Consider the following 18,041-nt stretch of genomic DNA (forward strand, 5'->3'; position numbering starts at 1 on the left):
GGAGATCGGCCTGGGCGCGGGATGGCGCCTGGGCTTTTTTTGTTGCCTGCGGAGGGGGGAAACTGAATTCGGAGAATGAACCCCGCCGAGAGCGAACCCCGCCGGGAGCGAACCCCGCTGCGCGGGCAGCCCCTCCCTCCGATTGCTCTGAACCCCGGATTCCTCGATCCCCCTCCCCCCGAAATGGTCGGAATCCGGCTTTCAAGGCAACCGCTGCCGCTTCTCCAGGAGAGGCCGCCCGCTCCGCTCCACGCTCCCGGCATGCCGCATCCCCCGCTTCGGATGGGGGATGGAGAGGGCTCGGCTCCGGGCCGTCTTTCGGAACCGCGCTTGGGGAAGAAGCGGCTACGCGCGGAAATAACGCGCGTAGAGAGGAGGAATAGAGGAAAAGGGTCCGCTACGAACGGAAAACCGCGCATGGCGAGGTGAAAAAATGTTGCCGGTCCGGCTATGCACGGAAAAGGAGCGTGTAGCGAGGTGGAAGTCAAGACCTCGTTCAGACGTTTGGGAGCTCGCTTGCATCAGGAAATTATAGAGTCAAACGAGGCGAACTGTAGCGTCGGACCTCTGCTAACCAAGAAACTCACGATTCCCTCGTCGAGCTGCGTCGCCGAGTTCCTGCTAACCAAGGCACTCTCGACTCCCTCGTTGAGCTGTAGCGTCGGACTCCCGCAATCCAAGGTAGTCTCGACTCCCTCGTTGAGCTGTAGCGTCTTTGACTCCCACAATCCAAGGTACTCTCGACTCCCTCGTTGAGCTGTAGCGTCGGACTCCCGCAATCCAAGGTACTCTCGACTCCCTCATTGAGATGTAGCGTCGGACTCCCGCAATCCAAGGTACTCTCGACTCCCTGGTTGAGCACGCTAAGGAAGATTATACAAAGTGTCAACATTTTGCTCCAAAATAAAATTAAATTTCAAAATATATTGAAAATCCGAAATAAATCTACTACTCTGAATGTGGAAGCGATTACAAGCTGCTGGAAGGGGAGAAGTGAAGTTGGTGTTGAAGACTGCGTTGAAAAGGACATTGCCGATGGCGGCCGCGCTTGTACTTGGCTGGACCGCTGTCTTGCCGGGCCTCGGCCTGGCCGGTACGGCCCATGCGGCCGAGCTGGTTCCTTCGGCTGCGGCCGTTGCGGAGGACCTGGAGTTTGCAGCTGCCGCCGCCGCGGAGGAGCCAGAAGCTCCGGCTACGATCGCCATGGAGCCCCAGGCTCCGTCTCCGGCTGCTCGGCAAGGAGGCGCGCCGGCGCTCGCGCTCGAAGCGGCGGCCTCGCTCGTCGAGCCGTTCGAGCAGACGAGCCATCTGCAAGTGACCTCCGTGCGCGCCGTGTCGGCGCGGGTGGACCAAGCCAAGCGCCCGGAAGAAATTCCGCACGGCCGCTACGCCCTGAAGCTGTCGTATGACTTTACCGGCACGTCCGGCACGTCGGCCGCTTACCTCAACTTCACCCACAGCGACGGCACGCTCGGCAAGCCGATTCCGGGCAGCGCCGCGCAGCTCGGCCTCTGGGTGAACGGCGATGGCCAGAACCACTGGCTGCGCATGCAGGTCATCGACGCCTCCGGCGTGAAGTCGGTCGTCGACCTGGCGGCGAGCGTCAACTGGACCGGCTGGAAGTACGTCACGGTGTCCCTTCCTTCCAACCTGCCCCGTCCGCTCAAGCTCTCCCAGATCTATCTCGCCGAAACGAAGGATACGAACAAAAACGCCGGCGCGCTCCGCTTCGACCAGCTGACGGCGTTCGCCGCCGCGCCGCCGACGCATGAGCTGACGCTCCAAGGCCTCGGCCCGCTGAGGACGGGCGAGACGAGAACGAGCCTCGTCGAAGCGACCTATGCCGGCCGCACCGCGCCCGAACGCCTCGCGCCCGCAGGCCTCGCCTACCGGAGCAGCGACGAGACGGTCGCCTCCGTAGACGCGAGCGGCACGGTCGTCGCCGGCCAGCCCGGCACGGCGACCATCACCGTGCAGGTGCCGGGACAGCCGGTCGAGGCTGCGACGGTCGTGGCGGTCACGTACGAGGCTCCGGTCGTCCAGACGGTCGAGCTGTCGGCGCCGCCCCGCCTCGAGACGGGCTCGGCCGCGGAGCTGAAAGCCTTCGCCATCTACGCCTCCGCGCCTGATGCTCCGGTCCGCCTGCTCGCCGGAGCCGAGCTGTCGAGCAGCGATCCGGCGGTGCTGAGCGTGTCGCCGGACGGCCGACTGCAGGCGCTGAAGCCCGGCTCGGCCGTGCTGACGGCGAGCTTCGGCGGCCGGCAGGCGACGATGCAGGCGACCGTAGCCGACCCGGTACCGGTGCTGCAGTCGATCGAGCTGGCGAGCCTGAGCTCGCTGAATCCGGGCGACAGCGCCCAGACGCTCGTCACCGGCACCTATACGCGGCTGCCGGAGCCGGTGAAGCTGACCGAGGGCGTCGCCTACACGAGCAGCAATCCGGCCGTGGCCGAGATCGCCGCAAGCGGCGTCGTGACGGCCAAGACCAAGGGCGCGACCCGCATCACGGCGACGTACCAGGGCAAGACGAGCAGCGTCTACCTCGTCGTCGGCGAGACGATGGCGGCGCCGAAGCGCGAGCTGCGCGCCGCCTGGATCGCGACGGTCGACAACATCGACTGGCCGCGCAAGGGCGTCACCGATCCCGAGCATCAGAAGCGGGACTTCGTCGCGCTGCTCGACGAGCTGCAGGCGGCCGGCATGAATGCCGCGATCGTGCAGGTGAAGCCGACGGCGGATGCCTTTTACCCTTCGGAGATGGCCCCGTGGTCCGAATGGCTGACGGGCACGCCGGGCATGGACCCCGGCTATGACCCGCTGGCGTTCATGCTGGAGGAGGTGCATGGGCGCGGCATGGAGTTCCATGCGTGGTTCAACCCTTACCGCGTCAGCATCAAGGACGATGTGAGCAAGCTCGCGCCGAACAACGTCGCGGTGCTCCATCCCGAATGGCGGATCAGCTACGGCGGCAAGCTGTACCTGAACCCGGCCATTCCCGAGGCGCAGCAGCATATCCGGGACAGCATCATGGAGGTCGTGGAGAACTACGACATCGACGCGGTGCATTTCGACGACTACTTCTATCCGTATCCGGTGACGGGCGTCGACTTCCCGGACGAGGCGCAGTACGCGGCGTACCAGGCGTCCGGCGGCGCGCTCGCCAAGGCGGACTGGCGCCGGCAGAACGTGAACACGTTCGTGCAGACGATGGGCGAGGCGATCAAGGCCGAGAAGCCGTATGTCAAGTTCGGCATCAGCCCGTTCGGCATCTGGCGCAACAAGAGCGAGGACCCGAGCGGCTCGGACACGAACGGCCTCAGCAGCTACAGCGCGATCTACGCCGACTCCCGCACCTGGATCGCCGAGGAGTGGATCGACTACATCACGCCGCAGATTTATTGGAACATGGGCTACTCGCCGGCCGCCTACGAGAAGCTGGTCGACTGGTGGAGCCGAGAGGTCGCGGGCAAGAACGTGCATCTGTACGCCGGCCAGGCGATCTACCGCGTCGGTACGGATGCCGAGGGCTGGCGCAACCCCGAGGAGCTGCCCGGCCAGATCATCCTGAACCGCGGCTACGAGGCCGTGAAGGGCAGCATGTACTTCAGCGCGAAATGGTTCGAGCTCAATCCGCTCGGCGTGACCGACCGGCTGCAGGCGGAGCTGCATCGCCATCCGGCGCTCGTGCCGGCGATGCCTTGGCTCGACGCCGAGCCTCCGGCCGCGCCGGGCGCGGCGGCAGCCGCCCAGGCGGGCGGCGACGTGCTCGTCCGCTGGCAAGCCAGCGCATCCGCGGACGCGGCCAGCTATGTCCTCTACCGCTTCGACGGAGCGGAGGCGGGCAGCATAGGGGAAGCATCCGCCATCCAGGCGGTGCTGCATCGCAGCGCGCTCGGCGCCGAGCCGCTATATGCGGATGATTCGGCCGTCGCGGGCCGCACCTACACCTACGTCGTCACGGCGCTCGACCGCGCGCACAACGAAAGCGCCGCGAGCGCGCCGGCCGCCGTCACGGTGCGGGAGGGCGGCGACGCCAAGCTTGCTCCAGGCAAGCCGCAGCTGAGCGATACGAGCGGCCAGGCGTACGGGCTCAAGGACGGCAAGTACGCCGTCACGATGAACCTGTGGTGGGGCAACAACGGCACGGTGTACCGGTTGTATGAGAACGGCAAGCTCATCCGGACCGTCCTGCTGGACGACCGGACGCCTGCCGCGCAGTCGGTGCGGACCGAGCTGGAAGGCAAGCCGAACGGCACCTACGTCTACACGTCCGAGCTGAGCAACGCCTACGGCACGACGGCGAGCGCGCCGCTCATCGTGCAGGTGACCGACGCGGCTCCGGGCAAGCCGGACGTATCGCATGACAACTGGGACGGCGACGGCCGCTTCCGGATCACCGCCAACCTGTGGTGGGGCACCAATGCGACCGAGTACCGCCTGTACGAGAACGGCAAGCTCATCGACACGCAGACGCTGGCGGCGAAGACGCCTGCGGCCCAGCGGGCGTTCACCGACGTGGCGGATCGTGCTCCGGGCACGTACGTGTACCGCGTCGAGCTGGCCAACGCCGCCGGCGTGACGTCGAGCGGCGAGCTGACAGTCGTGGTGAAGCGGTAGCGGGTTCTAGCCGCGAGCGAGCTCGATTGGGGGAGGCGAGACTGCTCGTTCTCCTTTCCGGGCCGAGACGGGCTATGTATAATGGTGATATCGAAGCCGACTTGCCGGCAGGCAGCCGTCCGTTTGGACGACTGGATGGCTAGCAGGACGACCTCCTTCCCATCCGAAAGCATCGGAGATTCAGACCGCCTCCTGACGAGGCGGACTTGAATCTCTTTTTTTATTTCCACATTTAGGCAGGCAAAGTATACTGAAGGAGATGAATCGCCATGGACGTACGAATCGCAAGGATAGACGATCAATGGATATCTCTGCGTACGATCGTCTTCGCCAAAGACGACATTGAAGCCATCAAAAAGGTAGCAGGTAGGAAATGGGTGCCGGAGGACAAAGCTTGGCTGATCCCTTACACGATCTCCAGCTTGGAGCAACTGTGGGAAGCGCTGCAAGGCAGGATTCGGCGCCTCGACATCGCCCCGGACTTGCTGGAGGAGTGCTCGTATTTGAAAGAAAAGCTGGAGGAGCATGACCAGGGCGGCTTGGCGCAGCGGGCAGCGGCCTCTCCGGCTTGGTCTGAAGCTGGCTTTACTCCAACAGGGGGATCGGCCCGCTTCGTCAGCCGTTCCCACTTGGATCGTCTTCCGGCGGACTTCGCTCGGTTCGTCGAGGAGATGAAGCTCCGGGGCTGCAGCCCCAAGACGATTCGGGCCTACTCCGGGCATGTGCGGCGTTTTTTCCAGAAGGGGGAGAACGTCAGGGATGGCAAGGCGATCCGTGACCCGATCGAGGATTCGCCGGCAAGCAGCGTCCGCGACTATTCCTTGCAGCTGCTGGAGGAGGGGAAGTCCCACTCCTTCGTCAATCAGGCGATCAGCGCCCTCAAGTTCTATCGGAAGGCGACCGGAAAAAGCGATACGGCAGGCAGCTATGTGCGGCCCAAGAAGGAGACCAAGCTTCCCAACGTCCTGTCCACAGGCGAAGTCGCTCAGCTGCTGCGCTGCGTGACGAACGAGAAGCATCGCGCCATCCTCTGCCTGCTGTACTCGGCGGGGCTGCGCGTCAGCGAAGTCGTGCGCCTTCGCTTGAGGGACCTCGACCTGGAGCGCAGGACGATTACCGTCCGTCAAGGCAAGGGGCGCAAGGACCGCGTCACCTTGCTGTCCGACATCGCGCAAGGAGCGATCGAGCGATATGTCGGCTGCAGCCAACCCGGCGACTGGCTGTTCCCGGGGCAGGACGGGCGCCGGCATCTTACGGAGCGCAGCGTCCAGAAGGTGTTCGAGCAGGTCCGGAACCGCGCCGGCATCCGCAAGCCGGTCAGCGTGCATTCCCTTCGCCACTCGTTCGCGACTCATCTGCTGGAGAATGGAACGGATCTCCGCTACATCCAGGAGCTGCTCGGCCATCAGAGCAGCCGGACGACCGAGCGCTATACGCATGTGAGCATCCGCGATGTTCGCCGGATCCGGAGTCCTCTGGACGGGATCGGGCTGGAAGAATAAAGGTTAGCAAGAGAGTGGAGGAGATGATGGAATGACCCGACTTTATGACGACTATGCGTATCATGTTTGGGCCTCGATGCGGGTGTTGGAGCATCTGGAAAAGTTGCCTGCCGGGACACTGACCCAGGAAGTCCAGCTCGGCTTTTCCAGCTTGGCGGAAGTGCTGGGCCACCTGGCCGCGGCGGAAGAGATCTGGTTGGCCCGTCTGAAGGGGGAGCCTTCGCCGTCATTGACTCCACGTCCATTCCAGACGGTGGAACAGGCTCGGCTGACTTTTGATGGCATCTTCATGGCCATGCGGCAGTATTTGGACATGAACCCCGATTCGGAGACAGTTCTTACGTACCGCAACTTAGCCGGCAAGGAGTTTCAATGCACGATCGCGGACATCGTCCAGCATGTCCTGTATCACGGCGCATATCACCGAGGGAATATCTCGACGATCCTTCGCTCGCTGGGGCATCGCGGTGTCGGGACAGACTATTTCTTGTTTAAGACGCAGTAGGCGCGGCCGCGTCCCTATACCAAAAGGACGGTGAAACCTTGAAACAAACGAATCTCATTTTTTCTTACTTATTTATCATTTTAGGTATTTGTATTCTTACCATTTCTAAGAATGCAGAGCAGCTCTTCATACAAAAAAGCTTTCATGATGTTGACCTTTCGTTGAATTATTGGGTAGGCGCCATAACCATTTTAGCGGGTAGTGTTTCTCTTGTTTTTAATTCGAAATTTTATGAAGGCTACTTGAAAGAAGTTGAGCTAAGAGATAGGGAATTTGAAGAGAAGAATAAGGTTGAAAGAAAAGTTTAGGGCGGACAGCGATAGTTGTATTGGTTCGTAAAACTACCGGTAATGATGATGTTCTGCGTATAAGTACAGAAATACTTTAGCAGCAGGGGATATGCTGAAGTACAGAAATAAGACGTTAGAAGAAATTACTGCAAACCAAAGTTCAAACTTTCTATGAAATGGAGCTATTAGTCTTGTTGAATAAATTTATGAATAAACTCAAAAAGAATAAAATTGATGTTAGAAAGCTCGAATTCCTCGTTGATAAAATAAATTATGGTAAAGAAGGGGCGAAGTTACTCAACAATGGTCAAGCTAAAAGAAAAAAATTTAAAGAAGCGAAACCATTAACTATTGAAATTTTGAAACGAGAAAATAGAAGAATGAAATTAAAACAATTATGGCGAATAATCAATCCTAATTTAGTTAAATATGGATCATGGGCATTGGGGCTAGCAGTAATTCTTCTGCTTATTCCAACTGTTTATAATAAAGTGTTTAACTTACCTTCGAGTCATGTAGCTGGTGAAACTTCAGATTGGATATCATTTTATGGTAGTTATTTAGGTGGATTAATCGGAGGCTTTATAACATTAATAGGTGTTAGACAAACTATAATTCACAGCAATAGAACGCTATTTATTCAATACTTTCCTAAAAAAGATGTAGCTTTACGGGGTATTATTATTGAGGTCAAAAAATTAATGGATAAAATAAATGAAATTGAGAACAAAGATGGTGTTTTCTCATGTCTTAATGAGTTTAGTTTAAAAGAAATTGAGTTAAAAGAGAAAGCAATCATTGTAAATCCTACGACTTATAAAATAATTGATAATCTTTTTAATTTCATCAATGAACAAAATAGAATTCAATTGTTGTTAATTATGAACAAAAATAAAGGTGTTTTAGAGATTCTCAAAGGATATATAACAATATTAAATAATATAAAGAGCAGCTTGTTTAAAGAGTATGAGAAAAATGCAGGAAGATAAACGTAGTAGTGGATTAATAATGGAAGTAACTTCTTCTAACAATTATATTCACGCGGCGGGCCGGCTGGCGCCGTCCCTTGGTCCGCCCGAGGCATTTCGAGAATTTGAATCAGGCGGACACACCTGCGAGGCTAACTGCGAAAGCGAAGCCGGACCTGGCCGATCCTGAATCGGATCGACCTTTGGAATCCTTAAGCCTCTCGGCGTCGTGAATATAGGAACGTTATAGGAAATGGGGGAAGGGCAATCAAACCCAAACATAAAAACAGTTCACCAATTTACTTGATGATTATCGGCCTCTTAGTTTTAGTATCTTTTATACAAATCAACAAAAGCAATTATAAAATGTATACAAACGCGAATTATTTAATAAAAACTGATCAAATCTCTAACACACAGATGTCTCTAGCAGTTTATAGAAACTATGGATTTGGAGCAGAAATTAATTTTGAAGATATAAATTTAAAACAAGAACAGATTGAAAAAATCATTAGCTGGATAAATAATACACCGGAATCTGAAATAACAACATTAAATGAGACACCATCTAATATTTCTGCAGGAATAGTGTTAAAACTTAAATCCAGAAAAGAAATTAGAATTCAATACGATTTGAAAAAGATATATATAACAAGATCGGATATTAAGAAAAGCTTAGTTAAGTACTCAATTGAACAAAAAAACTTAAATGATTTCTTTAATGAAAATCTTAAGGGACATTATTTTGGAAGCGACAACGTAAAAGATTCTTGAAAGTAATTCGGGAAGCCCCCTATCCTATAACACCATATTCACGCTACGGGCATTCGCCCTTGGTCTGCAGGGGCATTTCGACGATATTAGGCTGCAGACACATTCCTCTCCCCCTCCTCCCTGTTGGTCGTGGGGAAAGTGGAAGTCGTGAATCCAACAACGTTATCAGAGATAACATGCAAAACACAAAATTATAAATTCCAAGGAGATTCAGATGCCAAACCATAACGAAGTTTACAATAGTCAAGCTGATTTGTATGAACTAATGATAAGTAAACAACCTTTATTTACTGATGTGATTAAGGAAATTAGACCCTATAAGAATTTAGATGTCCTAGATTTAGGTGCTGGGACAGGGAGGTTTTCGAGTTTTATTGCTGATGAAGCTAATTCCATTATTTGCACTGATCTTTCACAGTCAATGTTAGAAGTTTTGGAAAAGAAATTAATGAAACAGAGATCAGTACGTAATTGGATTACCATGCAAGCAGATCATAGAAATATACCAATTCCTGATTCAACCATAGATTTAGTTATTTCAGGATGGAGTATTTGTTATCTAGCAAGCTCAACAAATGCAAAATGGAAAGAAGATCTTGACATCGTTATGAAAGAAATAGAACGTGTACTTAAACCTAATGGAACAATAATAATAATTGAAACCATGGGGACGGGCACTACAGAACCCAATCCACCAGATTTCTTAAGATCTTACTATGACCAACTAGAAAACCAATATGCATTTAATCATAAATGGATGAGAAGTGACTATGTTTTTGAGAACACTATGGAAGCTGAGAAAAACACTGAATTTTTCTTTGGAAGTGACATTTCGAACAAAGTTAAAAGTAATGAATGGTCAACTGTACCTGAATGTGCAGGTGTTTGGTGGAAGCATATGTAAGTAAATCAAAGAGGAACATCTGATAACACCATATTCACACAGCGCTAAAAAAATGCTCTATATGGCCAAATAAATTGGGAAAGATTCGAGGAAGAAGGCGTGAAAGTAGGTTGAAGGAGAACGATAAACATGAATTGTGAAATTTGTCATTCCGAAAATGTAATGGAAGGGAAGCTTTCGACTGGTTTTGCGGGTGTCGTGTTTACGACAATAACATCGCAAAAAAAGCTGCCCTTCACGAAGAATTATTCCGTTATTCAGGCGATTGCATGTAAAGATTGTGGGCATATTTTTTCTTTGAAATTAGTTGCTCCTCAAAAGGTGAACCCCAATAAATAAGTGTCTTTTATGAATTTGTTGCAAGAGGTTGTGATGATGAACGACCTGATTATTTCTAATGAACTACGCATCCGGAAAACTGATTCTGAAGACCTAGACTATGTGCTTGCAACCGAACAACATCCGGAAAGCACAGACTTTGTTTTCTTATGGTCAAGGGAGAAGCATCTTGCATCAATAAGCAATCAAGATCATCTTCACTTAATCATTGAGAACAGTGACAGACGCCATATCGGTTATTTTATTTTATCTGGACGGACAAGTCCGAATAGCTGCATAGAACTGATTAGAATGAATATGAGTGCGAAGGGAAAAGGACATGGAACGAAGGCATTGAGACTGCTGTTGGACTATTTGGTTCATCATTTACATGTTCATCGAGTATGGCTGGACGTGATGGAAACGAACAGCAGAGCCCTTCATGTGTATAGATCAGTTGGATTTAAAGAAGAGGGAATATTAAGAGAGTGCATAAAAACACGAACAGGCTTTGAATCCTTAATCATAATGGGAATCTTAAAGTCCGAATGGCATGATTGTGACAAAAGTGAACCATGATTATAATTCATGCTGGTTGCCTTTGAAGAGATGTATGTTAAACCACCTTTCTGTTTTTCAGATGTCCAAGCTGCTTCCCACGAAGCCAAGCTATCTCCGAAAGCGAGAGGCATCCCTGACCTCAAGGAAAGAATCCACCGGCTCGAGAAGTTCGAGCAGGGTTGAATCAGCTGAGTCGAGAAAGCCAGATCACTTCAAAAAGATCCAGAGTCAGATCAGGGGAAGATACAAGCTGATCGTCGCTCCATGAGAGAACTGACGGCTGCCCCGATCCGCACCGCCAAGCATCCCGCAAGGGATGCTTTTTTATAGTGGAAATGCACATGTCAGATGCGTATGGTTGGCTTGGCAACAGCTGGACGAGGCGCAGTCGATTGAGGACGCGCAGACGCTCGCCTAAGGGGAAAGAGTCTTTTCTATCTCCGATAGCAGGGCACGTGCCTAAGCTCGGCTTTCAGGACGTTCGGGCAGTCAAAACGTCCAGAGGGTCGAGCTCTTTTAAGAGAAGAGGGAATTGGTAATCTTAAGGGTTCTATTTCAAATAATTTCTAGTATTTGTGATATAGTGAATTGATGGACGATTAGATAGAACGAAATCACTTTAACCTAATTGAAACAGAATGGGCAGGACTAAACAGTACATGAATCCATTGTCCAGCTAGGAGGCAGAAACGATAGAAATAAAGGGTACAGCCTGCTGGCGAGTAGACATTAAAATCAATAAAACAAAAATGTTTCCTCGAATTAATAGAAAACTATACGAGGAGCTAGGTCAGATGAAAAAAAGTTATCGAAAAATTGCAATTTTGAATTTTTTCACTGCTTTATGTTTTATTATTAATGTTTGCATAGGCTATTTTGAAGAATCGGGACCAAGTTACGGAATTTTGATTATTGGATTTTTATTTATTGTTATTGGAATCATGAATTTAAAAAGACATAGAAAGGAACTGAATAAGACGCCGGTTCGATGATTGATGTCAGAACGGGATAAGGATGCAAGCATTCCAAGGAGGATTGAATGAACACCATCATTTACATGGTCAGGCATGCGGAGTCGCCCTATGCAGGAAATGAAAGAACGAGAGGCCTGACCCCGATAGGAAAGTTGAGTGCAGAAACGATAACAAACCTATTGAGGGACGAAGGAGTCGACGTCATCCTATCCAGTCCTTATGCTCGAGCCGTGCTCACGTTGGAGGGGCTGGCCAAGGAGCTGGGGTTGGAGATCAAGACGAACGAGGATTTAAGAGAGAGACATTTTTCAGACGATGTCATTCCAGACGAACACTTCATGCCTTTTCTGAAGAAATCGTTTGAAGACCCTAGCTATTCATTGCCGGGGGGAGAATCAAGCGCGGCTTGCCAGCATCGATCGGTGACCGTGCTGAAGTCGATCTTGGATGAGTGCAAAGGACAGAAGATTGCGATCGGAACTCACGGGAATGTAATGACGCGGATGATGAATTATTTTGATCCCCGTTACGAGTTCGACTTCATGAATGAGACGACAAAGCCAGACGTGTACAAATTGCAATTCGAAGACTTGGAACTGCAAGCGGTAACAAGGCTATGGACGGAACAAAAGGATAGAGAGGCATGACGGAATCAAGTTTAATTGTATGAATGGTTGTAGCCGCAATTGCTGTAATTGGTCTTGGACTTTTTCTTGCTCGATATGGAAACAACAGAGTCTATGAAATAGAACTGACGATGGATCAGGTCAAGGATTACTTTTTTAAAAGACACAGATGCAAAGACTGTGATACTAGACTGAAAAGAGTTCCCCATGATCAGTTTCTTGGTGAAGGGTGGTCGAATGAAATGGGGACGATTTCGTATAGTAAAAAATTCAAAAGGACTTACTTCCTGAGGTGTCCTCATTGCCAAAACTGCTATACCTCGGATGAGGTTTAGTTTCCCGCGCATCCTTTACGGCCGTTCACAAATGGCATGACGGCGAGACGGATGTTCCGACTAAGGTCATGTTCGACTTCTTATGCAAGGCTGCCGGGGGAGAGTTGACGACTTCGGATGAAACCCGTGAAAGCAGATGGGTTACAAAAGAGCAGGCTTTAGATCGGATTACCTTGCTTGCGATTCGAAAGCGTTATGAAGCCTATTTGAATTTCAACGGCTTCGTCACGTACATGGAGTACGTGACGGCGACAAGTTCATCCTGCGAGGTCAAGGTTCAACGCATGATCTAAACCATTTCGAAAAGGAGTTCCTATGACAACCAACAACCTGCTTCGCATGGACAATGTCGGCATCGTCGTCGAATCTCTGGATGATGCCATCGCTTTTTTCGAGGAGATCGGCTTGAAGCTCGAAGGACGAGCCAATGTCGAAGGAGAGTGGGCGGGCCGTGTAACAGGGCTAGGGAACCAGAACGTGGAGATCGCCATGATGATGACCCCGGATGGCCACAGCCGGATCGAGCTCTCGAGATTTCTCGCTCCGCCTACGGTAGCCGATCATCGGACGGCTCCGGTCAACGCGCTCGGCTATCTTCGCGTCATGTTTGCCGTTCAAGAGATCGACGAGCTGGTAGCTCGCCTCATCCGCAAGCACGGGGCTGAACTCGTGGGCGAAGTGGTTCAGTACAAGGATTCCTATCGGCTCTGCTACATTCGTGGAGTCGAAGGGATTCTAGTCGGGCTGGCCGAACCGCTCAAGTCCAAGTAAAGCCGAGGGAGGTGGAGCCAGTGAAGCGTTTCTTGAAAACATGGATGCCTAGTCTGGTGATCGCGTTGGTCTGCTCCCTGCTCATTCGCACGTATGTCGTCGAGGCGATGGTCGTCCCGACCGGCTCGATGATTCCGACCATCCAGATCAAGGATCGCGTCGTGGTCGAAAAGCTCCTGCCGATGACGAATCTCCGTCATGGCGATAAAATCGTCTTCTATCCGCCGGTTGAAGAGGAGGCGGGAAAGAGATATGTGAAGAGGCTCATCGGGCTGCCGGGAGATACGATCCAAATTAAAGAGGGCGTGCTTTATCGCAACGAGGAAAGAGTCGAGGAGCCTTATATCAAAGAGCCGATGAGCTATGACTTCGGTCCGATCCAGGTGCCGGACAAGCAGTACTTCTTCTTAGGCGACAACCGCAACCAAAGTTATGATGCTCATTTGTGGGCGACGCCGTTTGTGGATGAGGAAGACTTGATCGGCAAGGTGATTCTGACCTTGCCTACGCACCTGATTTTCGGAAACGGGGAAGAAAGTCGATGATCGATGCGGGCTTGCGTTCTTGCTTCTAAAAAGAACCTCTCGGGATTCCGAGAGGTTCTTTCCGTTTTCAAGCCGTCTTTGAGGAAATCAAGAGCTCTTCGCCGCCAGAACCGCATGCCGCTCCAGGTGCCGGCTGCGGATGAGCAGCGCGGCGCCGATCAGCATCGCGCCGTTGATGACGAACACCCAGCGGATCGGCAGGATGCCGCCGAGCACGCCGCCGATGATCGGGCCCATCATCGTGGCGAGCTGCGTCGCCGACTGGTTGAGCGCGAAGGCGCGGCCCCGGAACTCCGGCGCGGTCACTTTGACGATGAGGGCGTTCAGCGCCGGGTACACGCCGGCGAAGCAGAGGCCGTACAGGAACCGCAGCGCGCCGAACGCGACGAAGTCATGCACGAAGAACTGCAGCAGGTTGCCGATGCCGCCGCCCATGAGCCCGATGACGAGCACGTTGGTGTAGCCGATGCGCGGCCCGAACTTGCCCCACTGCGGAGCGGCGATGAGCGTGGCGATGCCGACCGCGGAGAAGACGAAGCCCGCGACAAGACTGGCGTTGCCTTCGCTGCCCCCGAGATCCATCATGTAGACGGTGAGCAGCGGCTCCAGGATCATGACGGAGAACGTCCCGAGCGCGACGAGGCCCAGCATCGTGACGAAAAGCCGGTTCGAGAACGCCTCCTTGAGATCGGCCCGGATCGGCGAGCGCACGGCTTGGCGGTTGAACTTGTGCTCCTTGACGAAAAAGACCGCGATCAGCGCGGAGACGAGCACGATGCAGCCGGAGAACAGGAAGCTCTCGCGGTTGCTGAAGTAATGGCTGACGACGCCGCCGATCAGCGGGCCGATGATGCCGCCGGTCGCCCCGGACGTCGCCATGATGCCGAGCGCGTAGCCGGCCTTGCTCTCCGGCGTGTTGGTGCCGACGAGCGCGATCGCCGCGGGCACGTAGCCGGCGAGCAGTCCTTGGCCGATGCGGAGCGCGAGGAACAGATAGGGATCATGGACGAAATAGGTCGCCATGTACAGCGCGGCGAGCGCGAAGCCGGAGCGGATGAGCATCGGCCTTCGTCCGTATTTGTCCGAAAGGGATCCCCAGTACGGGGCGATCAGGGCGCTGGCGAGGAAGGTGATGCCGAACGCGATGCCCGACCAGAGCGTCAGATGGCTCGTGACGCCGAGATCGTTGCGCAGGAACATGGGCATGAAGGGGATGGAGATCGAGTAAGCGGTGCTGCAGAAAAAGACGCCGGTCCACAAAACAATCAAATTGCGCTTCCATAAATACGTGTCTGCCATACAGACGCATCAGATCCTTTCCAGGGCTGGCCGGACCCGGATCGTAGCCGAGAATGAAGAACGTCGGAACCTCTCCGAACGCTTCGAAAAACCGTCTCCGGGGAGACGAAATGAATCCAATCCGCACACTTCCGTCCTCTATATTGTACTCCTCCCGTCTCGATAATCCAACCCGCGGCAGCAAAAACGGGCATAAGTCAAGCGGCAGGTCCGCCGGAAGAGCCGGAAGAAAAGCCGATTAGGAGCCGCCCCGGTTCGGTAATAATACGGAAACAGGCTGGAGAGGAAAGGAAGAGGAACCGATGCGATATGATGCGCTCATCGTCGGAGGCGGGCTGGCCGGGCTCAGCGCCGCCGTGCAGCTCGGACGCTACAATCACCGCGTGCTCGTCGTCGATTCGGAGGACGGACGCTCGAGCTTCTGCCTCCGCTACCACAACCTGATCGGCTGGATCGACGGCGTCAGCGGGCCGGAGCTGCGCAAGGCGGGGAAGATCCAGGCGGAGAAGGCCGGCGTGCGCTTCGTCAAGGACAAGGCGGTCCGCGCCGTGCCGCTCGACGGGGAAGGCTTCGCCGTCCATACCGAGTCGGGCGAGACGTACGAAGGCCGGCGGCTGCTGCTCGCGACCGGCGTCATGGACCGGCTGCCGCCGCTGGACGGCTTGCGCCCATGCCTCGGCATCAGCGTCTACGTCTGCCCGGACTGCGACGGCTACGAGCTGACGGGGAGGCGCGCGATCGTGATGGGCTCGGGCGATGCCGGCGCGACGATGGCGCGCATCCTGTCCTATTGGACCGACGATCTGGTGTACGTCAACCACGAGCGCAAGGACGTGTCGGCGGAGCTGCGGGACAAGCTCGGGGAAAAGGGCATCCGTATCGTGGACGAGCCGATCGCGGCGCTGGATGCGGAAGGCGACCAGCTGCGCGGCGTGACGCTGGCGAGCGGAGAGTGGATCGAGGGCGGCCGCGCGTTCGTCGCCTTCGGCGGCAACGAGGTGCGCTCGCAGCTGGCGGAGCAGCTCGGCGTGAAGCTGCATGCCAACCGCCACATCGAGGCCGATCCGCGCACGAAGATGACCAACGTCAAGCATGTCTGGGCAGCCGGCGACGTGCTCGCCCACTCGGAGCAGGCATCGATCGCCATGGGCGACGGCTCGCAGGCGGCGATCTGGATGCACAAGAGCCTCGTCGGCCGCGAGGGCAGCGCGATGCTGCAGCCTTTGAGGGATGCGGTGGAGCATGTGGCGGGGAAGGGCTGAGGCGCACGCAGCAGCGAGAAAAAAGGCGGACGAGCCTCGTCGAGGACGACCGCTTGAGCGCCATGGAAGCCGTCTGCCGCTTGGAAATGAAAAAAAGCCGCCTGCGCAGGAAGCGCGGGCGGCTGTTCGTCATGCGCCTGGATGCGCATCCGGGGCGGCAGCACGGCAGGTGCCTGTTCAGGTACCTGGCCTTGACCAGCCGCTTGAATCGGGTAGGAGCGATCGCCTTGGCGGACGAGTCGCCATGTGGACTTACACGCGGCGGCTCTCCTGCGCGAGCCGGACGGCCTTGGCGCGCCAGCGCTCGATCGCCGGGCTGCGGCGGAGCGTGAGCGCCGACAGCGCGGAGACGAAGGCGAGCCTGAGATAGTCCTCTCGGAAGATGTAGGGCGCAGAGAAGACGGGATCCTTTTCAATAATGCGGAACGATGACGAAGCGCTGGACGGCGGGCAGTCGATGCCATGGCGGTCAGCCTCCTCAAGGTAATTATGTCTGAATGATAACATATCATCCATTGGCTTCCATAGAGGGCGGACAGAACTTCCCTTTTCCGGACGCCGAGGGTACAATGAAGCTCCTGGAACACTTGTTTGGTTGAGAGGGATTCAGGAACTCCGCATGCGAGGGGAGACTTCAGACGATGGCCTTTATGTTCAGGGCAGGGGACTATCCCGAAAAGCCCGGCTGCTATCTGATGCGCGATGAGCAGGAGCGGCTGCTGTACGTCGGAAAATCGAAAAATCTCAGGAACCGCTTGCGGTCCTATTTCCATACGAACCACAAGAGCAAACGGCTGCGGGAGCTGGTGGCGAACATCGCCCGCATCGAGGTGCTGCTCGTCAACAACGAGACGGAGAGCCTGCTGCTCGAGAACAATCTCATCAAGATCCACAAGCCCCCGTACAACCGGGCGCTCAAGAAGGACAACAGCGGCTACGCCTATCTGATGCTCACCGACGAGGACATTCCGCGTCTCGCCGTACATTACCGCGACCGCAGGGGGCCGGAGGAACGGAACGCCCTGGCGTCGGCTCCCGGCAAGCGGTTCGGGCCGTTCGCAAGCGCGCGCTTCCGCAACGAGCTGCTGGAATTCGTCGCGGACCATTACAAGCTGCGCTCCTGCACGAAGCTGCCCAAGCGGGCTTGCCTGCTGTACCATATCGGGCGCTGCGGCGGCATCTGCGAGGGCTACATGAGCCGCGACGAGTACATGGAGCAAGTGCGCCAGGTGTCGGAGCTGCTGTTCGACGGCCGCAAGGATGCGCTCGTCGCCCGCATGTACGCGCAGATGACGGAGTACGCGGAACAGCTCAAGTTCGAGAAGGCCCAGAACATGCTGAGCCATATCCGCAACCTGGAGAAGACGCCGGAGAAGCAGATCGTCGACCGGGAAACGGATGTCATGCAGGAGGTGCTGTACTTCGGCGAGGACAGCGTGCTTGTGGCCAAAGTGCAGGAGGGCATGCTGCGCGAGCTGCAGCTGCACGGCCTGGAGGGCGGCGGGGAGGCGGCCTGCGACCGCTTCCTGATCCGCCGCTACCGCGAGCAGCAGCTGCCGGACGAGCTGATCGTCAACCGCATCGCCGATCCGGCCGCCGTGCGGCGGGCGCTGCGGCGGCCCGCGGACCGCTCGCGGCCTCCGCTCGTCATCACGCAGCCGAAGCGCGGCTTGAAGCATTCGCTGCTGCAACTGTGCAGGCAGAATTACGAGTTCCGAGTGGAGGCGGCCGCGGCTGCGGCGGACAAGAGCTGAGCGCGAAGGCGCAGGCGTGGAGGCAGCATTCACCCA

General features: G+C 55.0%; 17 protein-coding genes. 15 read left to right on the top strand and 2 right to left on the bottom strand.

Features of this window, described 5'->3' with window-relative positions; translation table 11 throughout:
* The first annotated feature begins 1,002 nt into the window (after positions 1-1,002).
* From HGI30_RS04555 to lepB, 13 genes are all read left to right on the top strand, one after another.
* Complete coding sequence (locus HGI30_RS04555; protein WP_168906556.1) at positions 1,003-4,617, top strand: family 10 glycosylhydrolase; 3,615 nt, start codon at positions 1,003-1,005, stop codon at positions 4,615-4,617.
* A gap of 269 nt (positions 4,618-4,886) precedes the next feature.
* Positions 4,887-6,119, top strand: a complete 1,233-nt coding sequence (gene xerA / locus HGI30_RS04560; protein ID WP_168906557.1) for a site-specific tyrosine recombinase/integron integrase — start codon at positions 4,887-4,889, stop codon at positions 6,117-6,119.
* A gap of 31 nt (positions 6,120-6,150) precedes the next feature.
* On the top strand, positions 6,151-6,624 hold the full coding sequence (locus HGI30_RS04565; protein ID WP_168906558.1) for a DinB family protein: 474 nt from the start codon (positions 6,151-6,153) through the stop codon (positions 6,622-6,624).
* Between the two features lie 38 nt (positions 6,625-6,662).
* Positions 6,663-6,932, top strand: coding sequence for a hypothetical protein (locus HGI30_RS04570; protein WP_168906559.1), 270 nt, complete (start codon positions 6,663-6,665; stop codon positions 6,930-6,932).
* 173 nt (positions 6,933-7,105) lie between these two features.
* Positions 7,106-7,903, top strand: a complete 798-nt coding sequence (locus HGI30_RS04575; protein WP_168906560.1) for a hypothetical protein — start codon at positions 7,106-7,108, stop codon at positions 7,901-7,903.
* A gap of 345 nt (positions 7,904-8,248) precedes the next feature.
* On the top strand, positions 8,249-8,656 hold the full coding sequence (locus HGI30_RS04580; RefSeq protein WP_235680326.1) for a hypothetical protein: 408 nt from the start codon (positions 8,249-8,251) through the stop codon (positions 8,654-8,656).
* Between the two features lie 214 nt (positions 8,657-8,870).
* A complete protein-coding gene (locus tag HGI30_RS04585; RefSeq protein ID WP_168906561.1) occupies positions 8,871-9,560 on the top strand; it encodes a class I SAM-dependent methyltransferase in 690 nt (229 codons plus the stop codon).
* Between the two features lie 129 nt (positions 9,561-9,689).
* The gene (locus HGI30_RS04590; protein ID WP_168906562.1) at positions 9,690-9,899 is read left to right on the top strand and encodes a hypothetical protein; all 210 of its coding nucleotides are present in this window, start codon (positions 9,690-9,692) and stop codon (positions 9,897-9,899) included.
* 33 nt (positions 9,900-9,932) lie between these two features.
* Positions 9,933-10,457: a GNAT family N-acetyltransferase gene (locus HGI30_RS04595; RefSeq protein WP_168906563.1), complete on the top strand. Its 525-nt coding sequence runs from the start codon at positions 9,933-9,935 to the stop codon at positions 10,455-10,457.
* Between the two features lie 776 nt (positions 10,458-11,233).
* Entirely contained in the window at positions 11,234-11,431 is a 198-nt protein-coding gene (locus HGI30_RS04600; protein WP_168906564.1) for a hypothetical protein, read from the top strand.
* 47 nt (positions 11,432-11,478) lie between these two features.
* Entirely contained in the window at positions 11,479-12,060 is a 582-nt protein-coding gene (locus tag HGI30_RS04605) for a histidine phosphatase family protein (RefSeq protein WP_168906565.1), read from the top strand.
* Positions 12,061-12,689: 629 nt separating this feature from the next.
* Positions 12,690-13,145: a VOC family protein gene (locus tag HGI30_RS04610; protein ID WP_168906566.1), complete on the top strand. Its 456-nt coding sequence runs from the start codon at positions 12,690-12,692 to the stop codon at positions 13,143-13,145.
* Positions 13,146-13,165: 20 nt separating this feature from the next.
* On the top strand, positions 13,166-13,690 hold the full coding sequence (gene lepB, locus HGI30_RS04615; RefSeq protein WP_206110018.1) for a signal peptidase I: 525 nt from the start codon (positions 13,166-13,168) through the stop codon (positions 13,688-13,690).
* Between the two features lie 87 nt (positions 13,691-13,777).
* Here the strand turns inward: lepB and HGI30_RS04620 are convergent, their stop codons facing one another.
* A complete protein-coding gene (locus HGI30_RS04620) occupies positions 13,778-14,989 on the bottom strand; it encodes an MFS transporter (protein WP_168906568.1) in 1,212 nt (403 codons plus the stop codon).
* Positions 14,990-15,291: 302 nt separating this feature from the next.
* Here HGI30_RS04620 and HGI30_RS04625 point away from each other — a divergent pair, with 302 nt between their 5' ends.
* Positions 15,292-16,251, top strand: coding sequence for an NAD(P)/FAD-dependent oxidoreductase (locus tag HGI30_RS04625; protein WP_168906569.1), 960 nt, complete (start codon positions 15,292-15,294; stop codon positions 16,249-16,251).
* 252 nt (positions 16,252-16,503) lie between these two features.
* On the opposite strand, the gene HGI30_RS04630 is transcribed toward HGI30_RS04625, so the two are convergent.
* On the bottom strand, positions 16,504-16,758 hold the full coding sequence (locus HGI30_RS04630; RefSeq protein ID WP_168906570.1) for a hypothetical protein: 255 nt from the start codon (positions 16,756-16,758) through the stop codon (positions 16,504-16,506).
* Between the two features lie 134 nt (positions 16,759-16,892).
* On the opposite strand from HGI30_RS04630, the gene HGI30_RS04635 reads away from it, so the two are divergent.
* Positions 16,893-18,005: a GIY-YIG nuclease family protein gene (locus HGI30_RS04635; RefSeq protein WP_168906571.1), complete on the top strand. Its 1,113-nt coding sequence runs from the start codon at positions 16,893-16,895 to the stop codon at positions 18,003-18,005.
* The last annotated feature ends 36 nt before the right edge of the window (positions 18,006-18,041 follow it).

The sequence above is a fragment of the Paenibacillus albicereus genome (assembly GCF_012676905.1).
GTDB classification, from domain to species: domain Bacteria; phylum Bacillota; class Bacilli; order Paenibacillales; family Paenibacillaceae; genus Paenibacillus_O; species Paenibacillus_O albicereus.

What these genes read in the sequence shown, in the direction of transcription:
- xerA (WP_168906557.1), top strand. Translation starts at nt 4,887, where the DNA reads ATGGACGTACGAATCGCAAGGATAGACGATCAATGGATATCTCTGCGT.
- HGI30_RS04565 (WP_168906558.1), top strand. Translation starts at nt 6,151, where the DNA reads ATGACCCGACTTTATGACGACTATGCGTATCATGTTTGGGCCTCGATG.
- HGI30_RS04580 (WP_235680326.1), top strand. Translation starts at nt 8,249, where the DNA reads ATGTATACAAACGCGAATTATTTAATAAAAACTGATCAAATCTCTAAC.
- HGI30_RS04585 (WP_168906561.1), top strand. Translation starts at nt 8,871, where the DNA reads ATGCCAAACCATAACGAAGTTTACAATAGTCAAGCTGATTTGTATGAA.
- HGI30_RS04590 (WP_168906562.1), top strand. Translation starts at nt 9,690, where the DNA reads ATGAATTGTGAAATTTGTCATTCCGAAAATGTAATGGAAGGGAAGCTT.
- HGI30_RS04595 (WP_168906563.1), top strand. Translation starts at nt 9,933, where the DNA reads ATGATGAACGACCTGATTATTTCTAATGAACTACGCATCCGGAAAACT.
- HGI30_RS04600 (WP_168906564.1), top strand. Translation starts at nt 11,234, where the DNA reads ATGAAAAAAAGTTATCGAAAAATTGCAATTTTGAATTTTTTCACTGCT.
- HGI30_RS04605 (WP_168906565.1), top strand. Translation starts at nt 11,479, where the DNA reads ATGAACACCATCATTTACATGGTCAGGCATGCGGAGTCGCCCTATGCA.
- HGI30_RS04610 (WP_168906566.1), top strand. Translation starts at nt 12,690, where the DNA reads ATGACAACCAACAACCTGCTTCGCATGGACAATGTCGGCATCGTCGTC.
- HGI30_RS04620 (WP_168906568.1), bottom strand. Translation starts at nt 14,989, where the DNA reads ATGGCAGACACGTATTTATGGAAGCGCAATTTGATTGTTTTGTGGACC.
- HGI30_RS04625 (WP_168906569.1), top strand. Translation starts at nt 15,292, where the DNA reads ATGCGATATGATGCGCTCATCGTCGGAGGCGGGCTGGCCGGGCTCAGC.
- HGI30_RS04630 (WP_168906570.1), bottom strand. Translation starts at nt 16,758, where the DNA reads ATGTTATCATTCAGACATAATTACCTTGAGGAGGCTGACCGCCATGGC.
- HGI30_RS04635 (WP_168906571.1), top strand. Translation starts at nt 16,893, where the DNA reads ATGGCCTTTATGTTCAGGGCAGGGGACTATCCCGAAAAGCCCGGCTGC.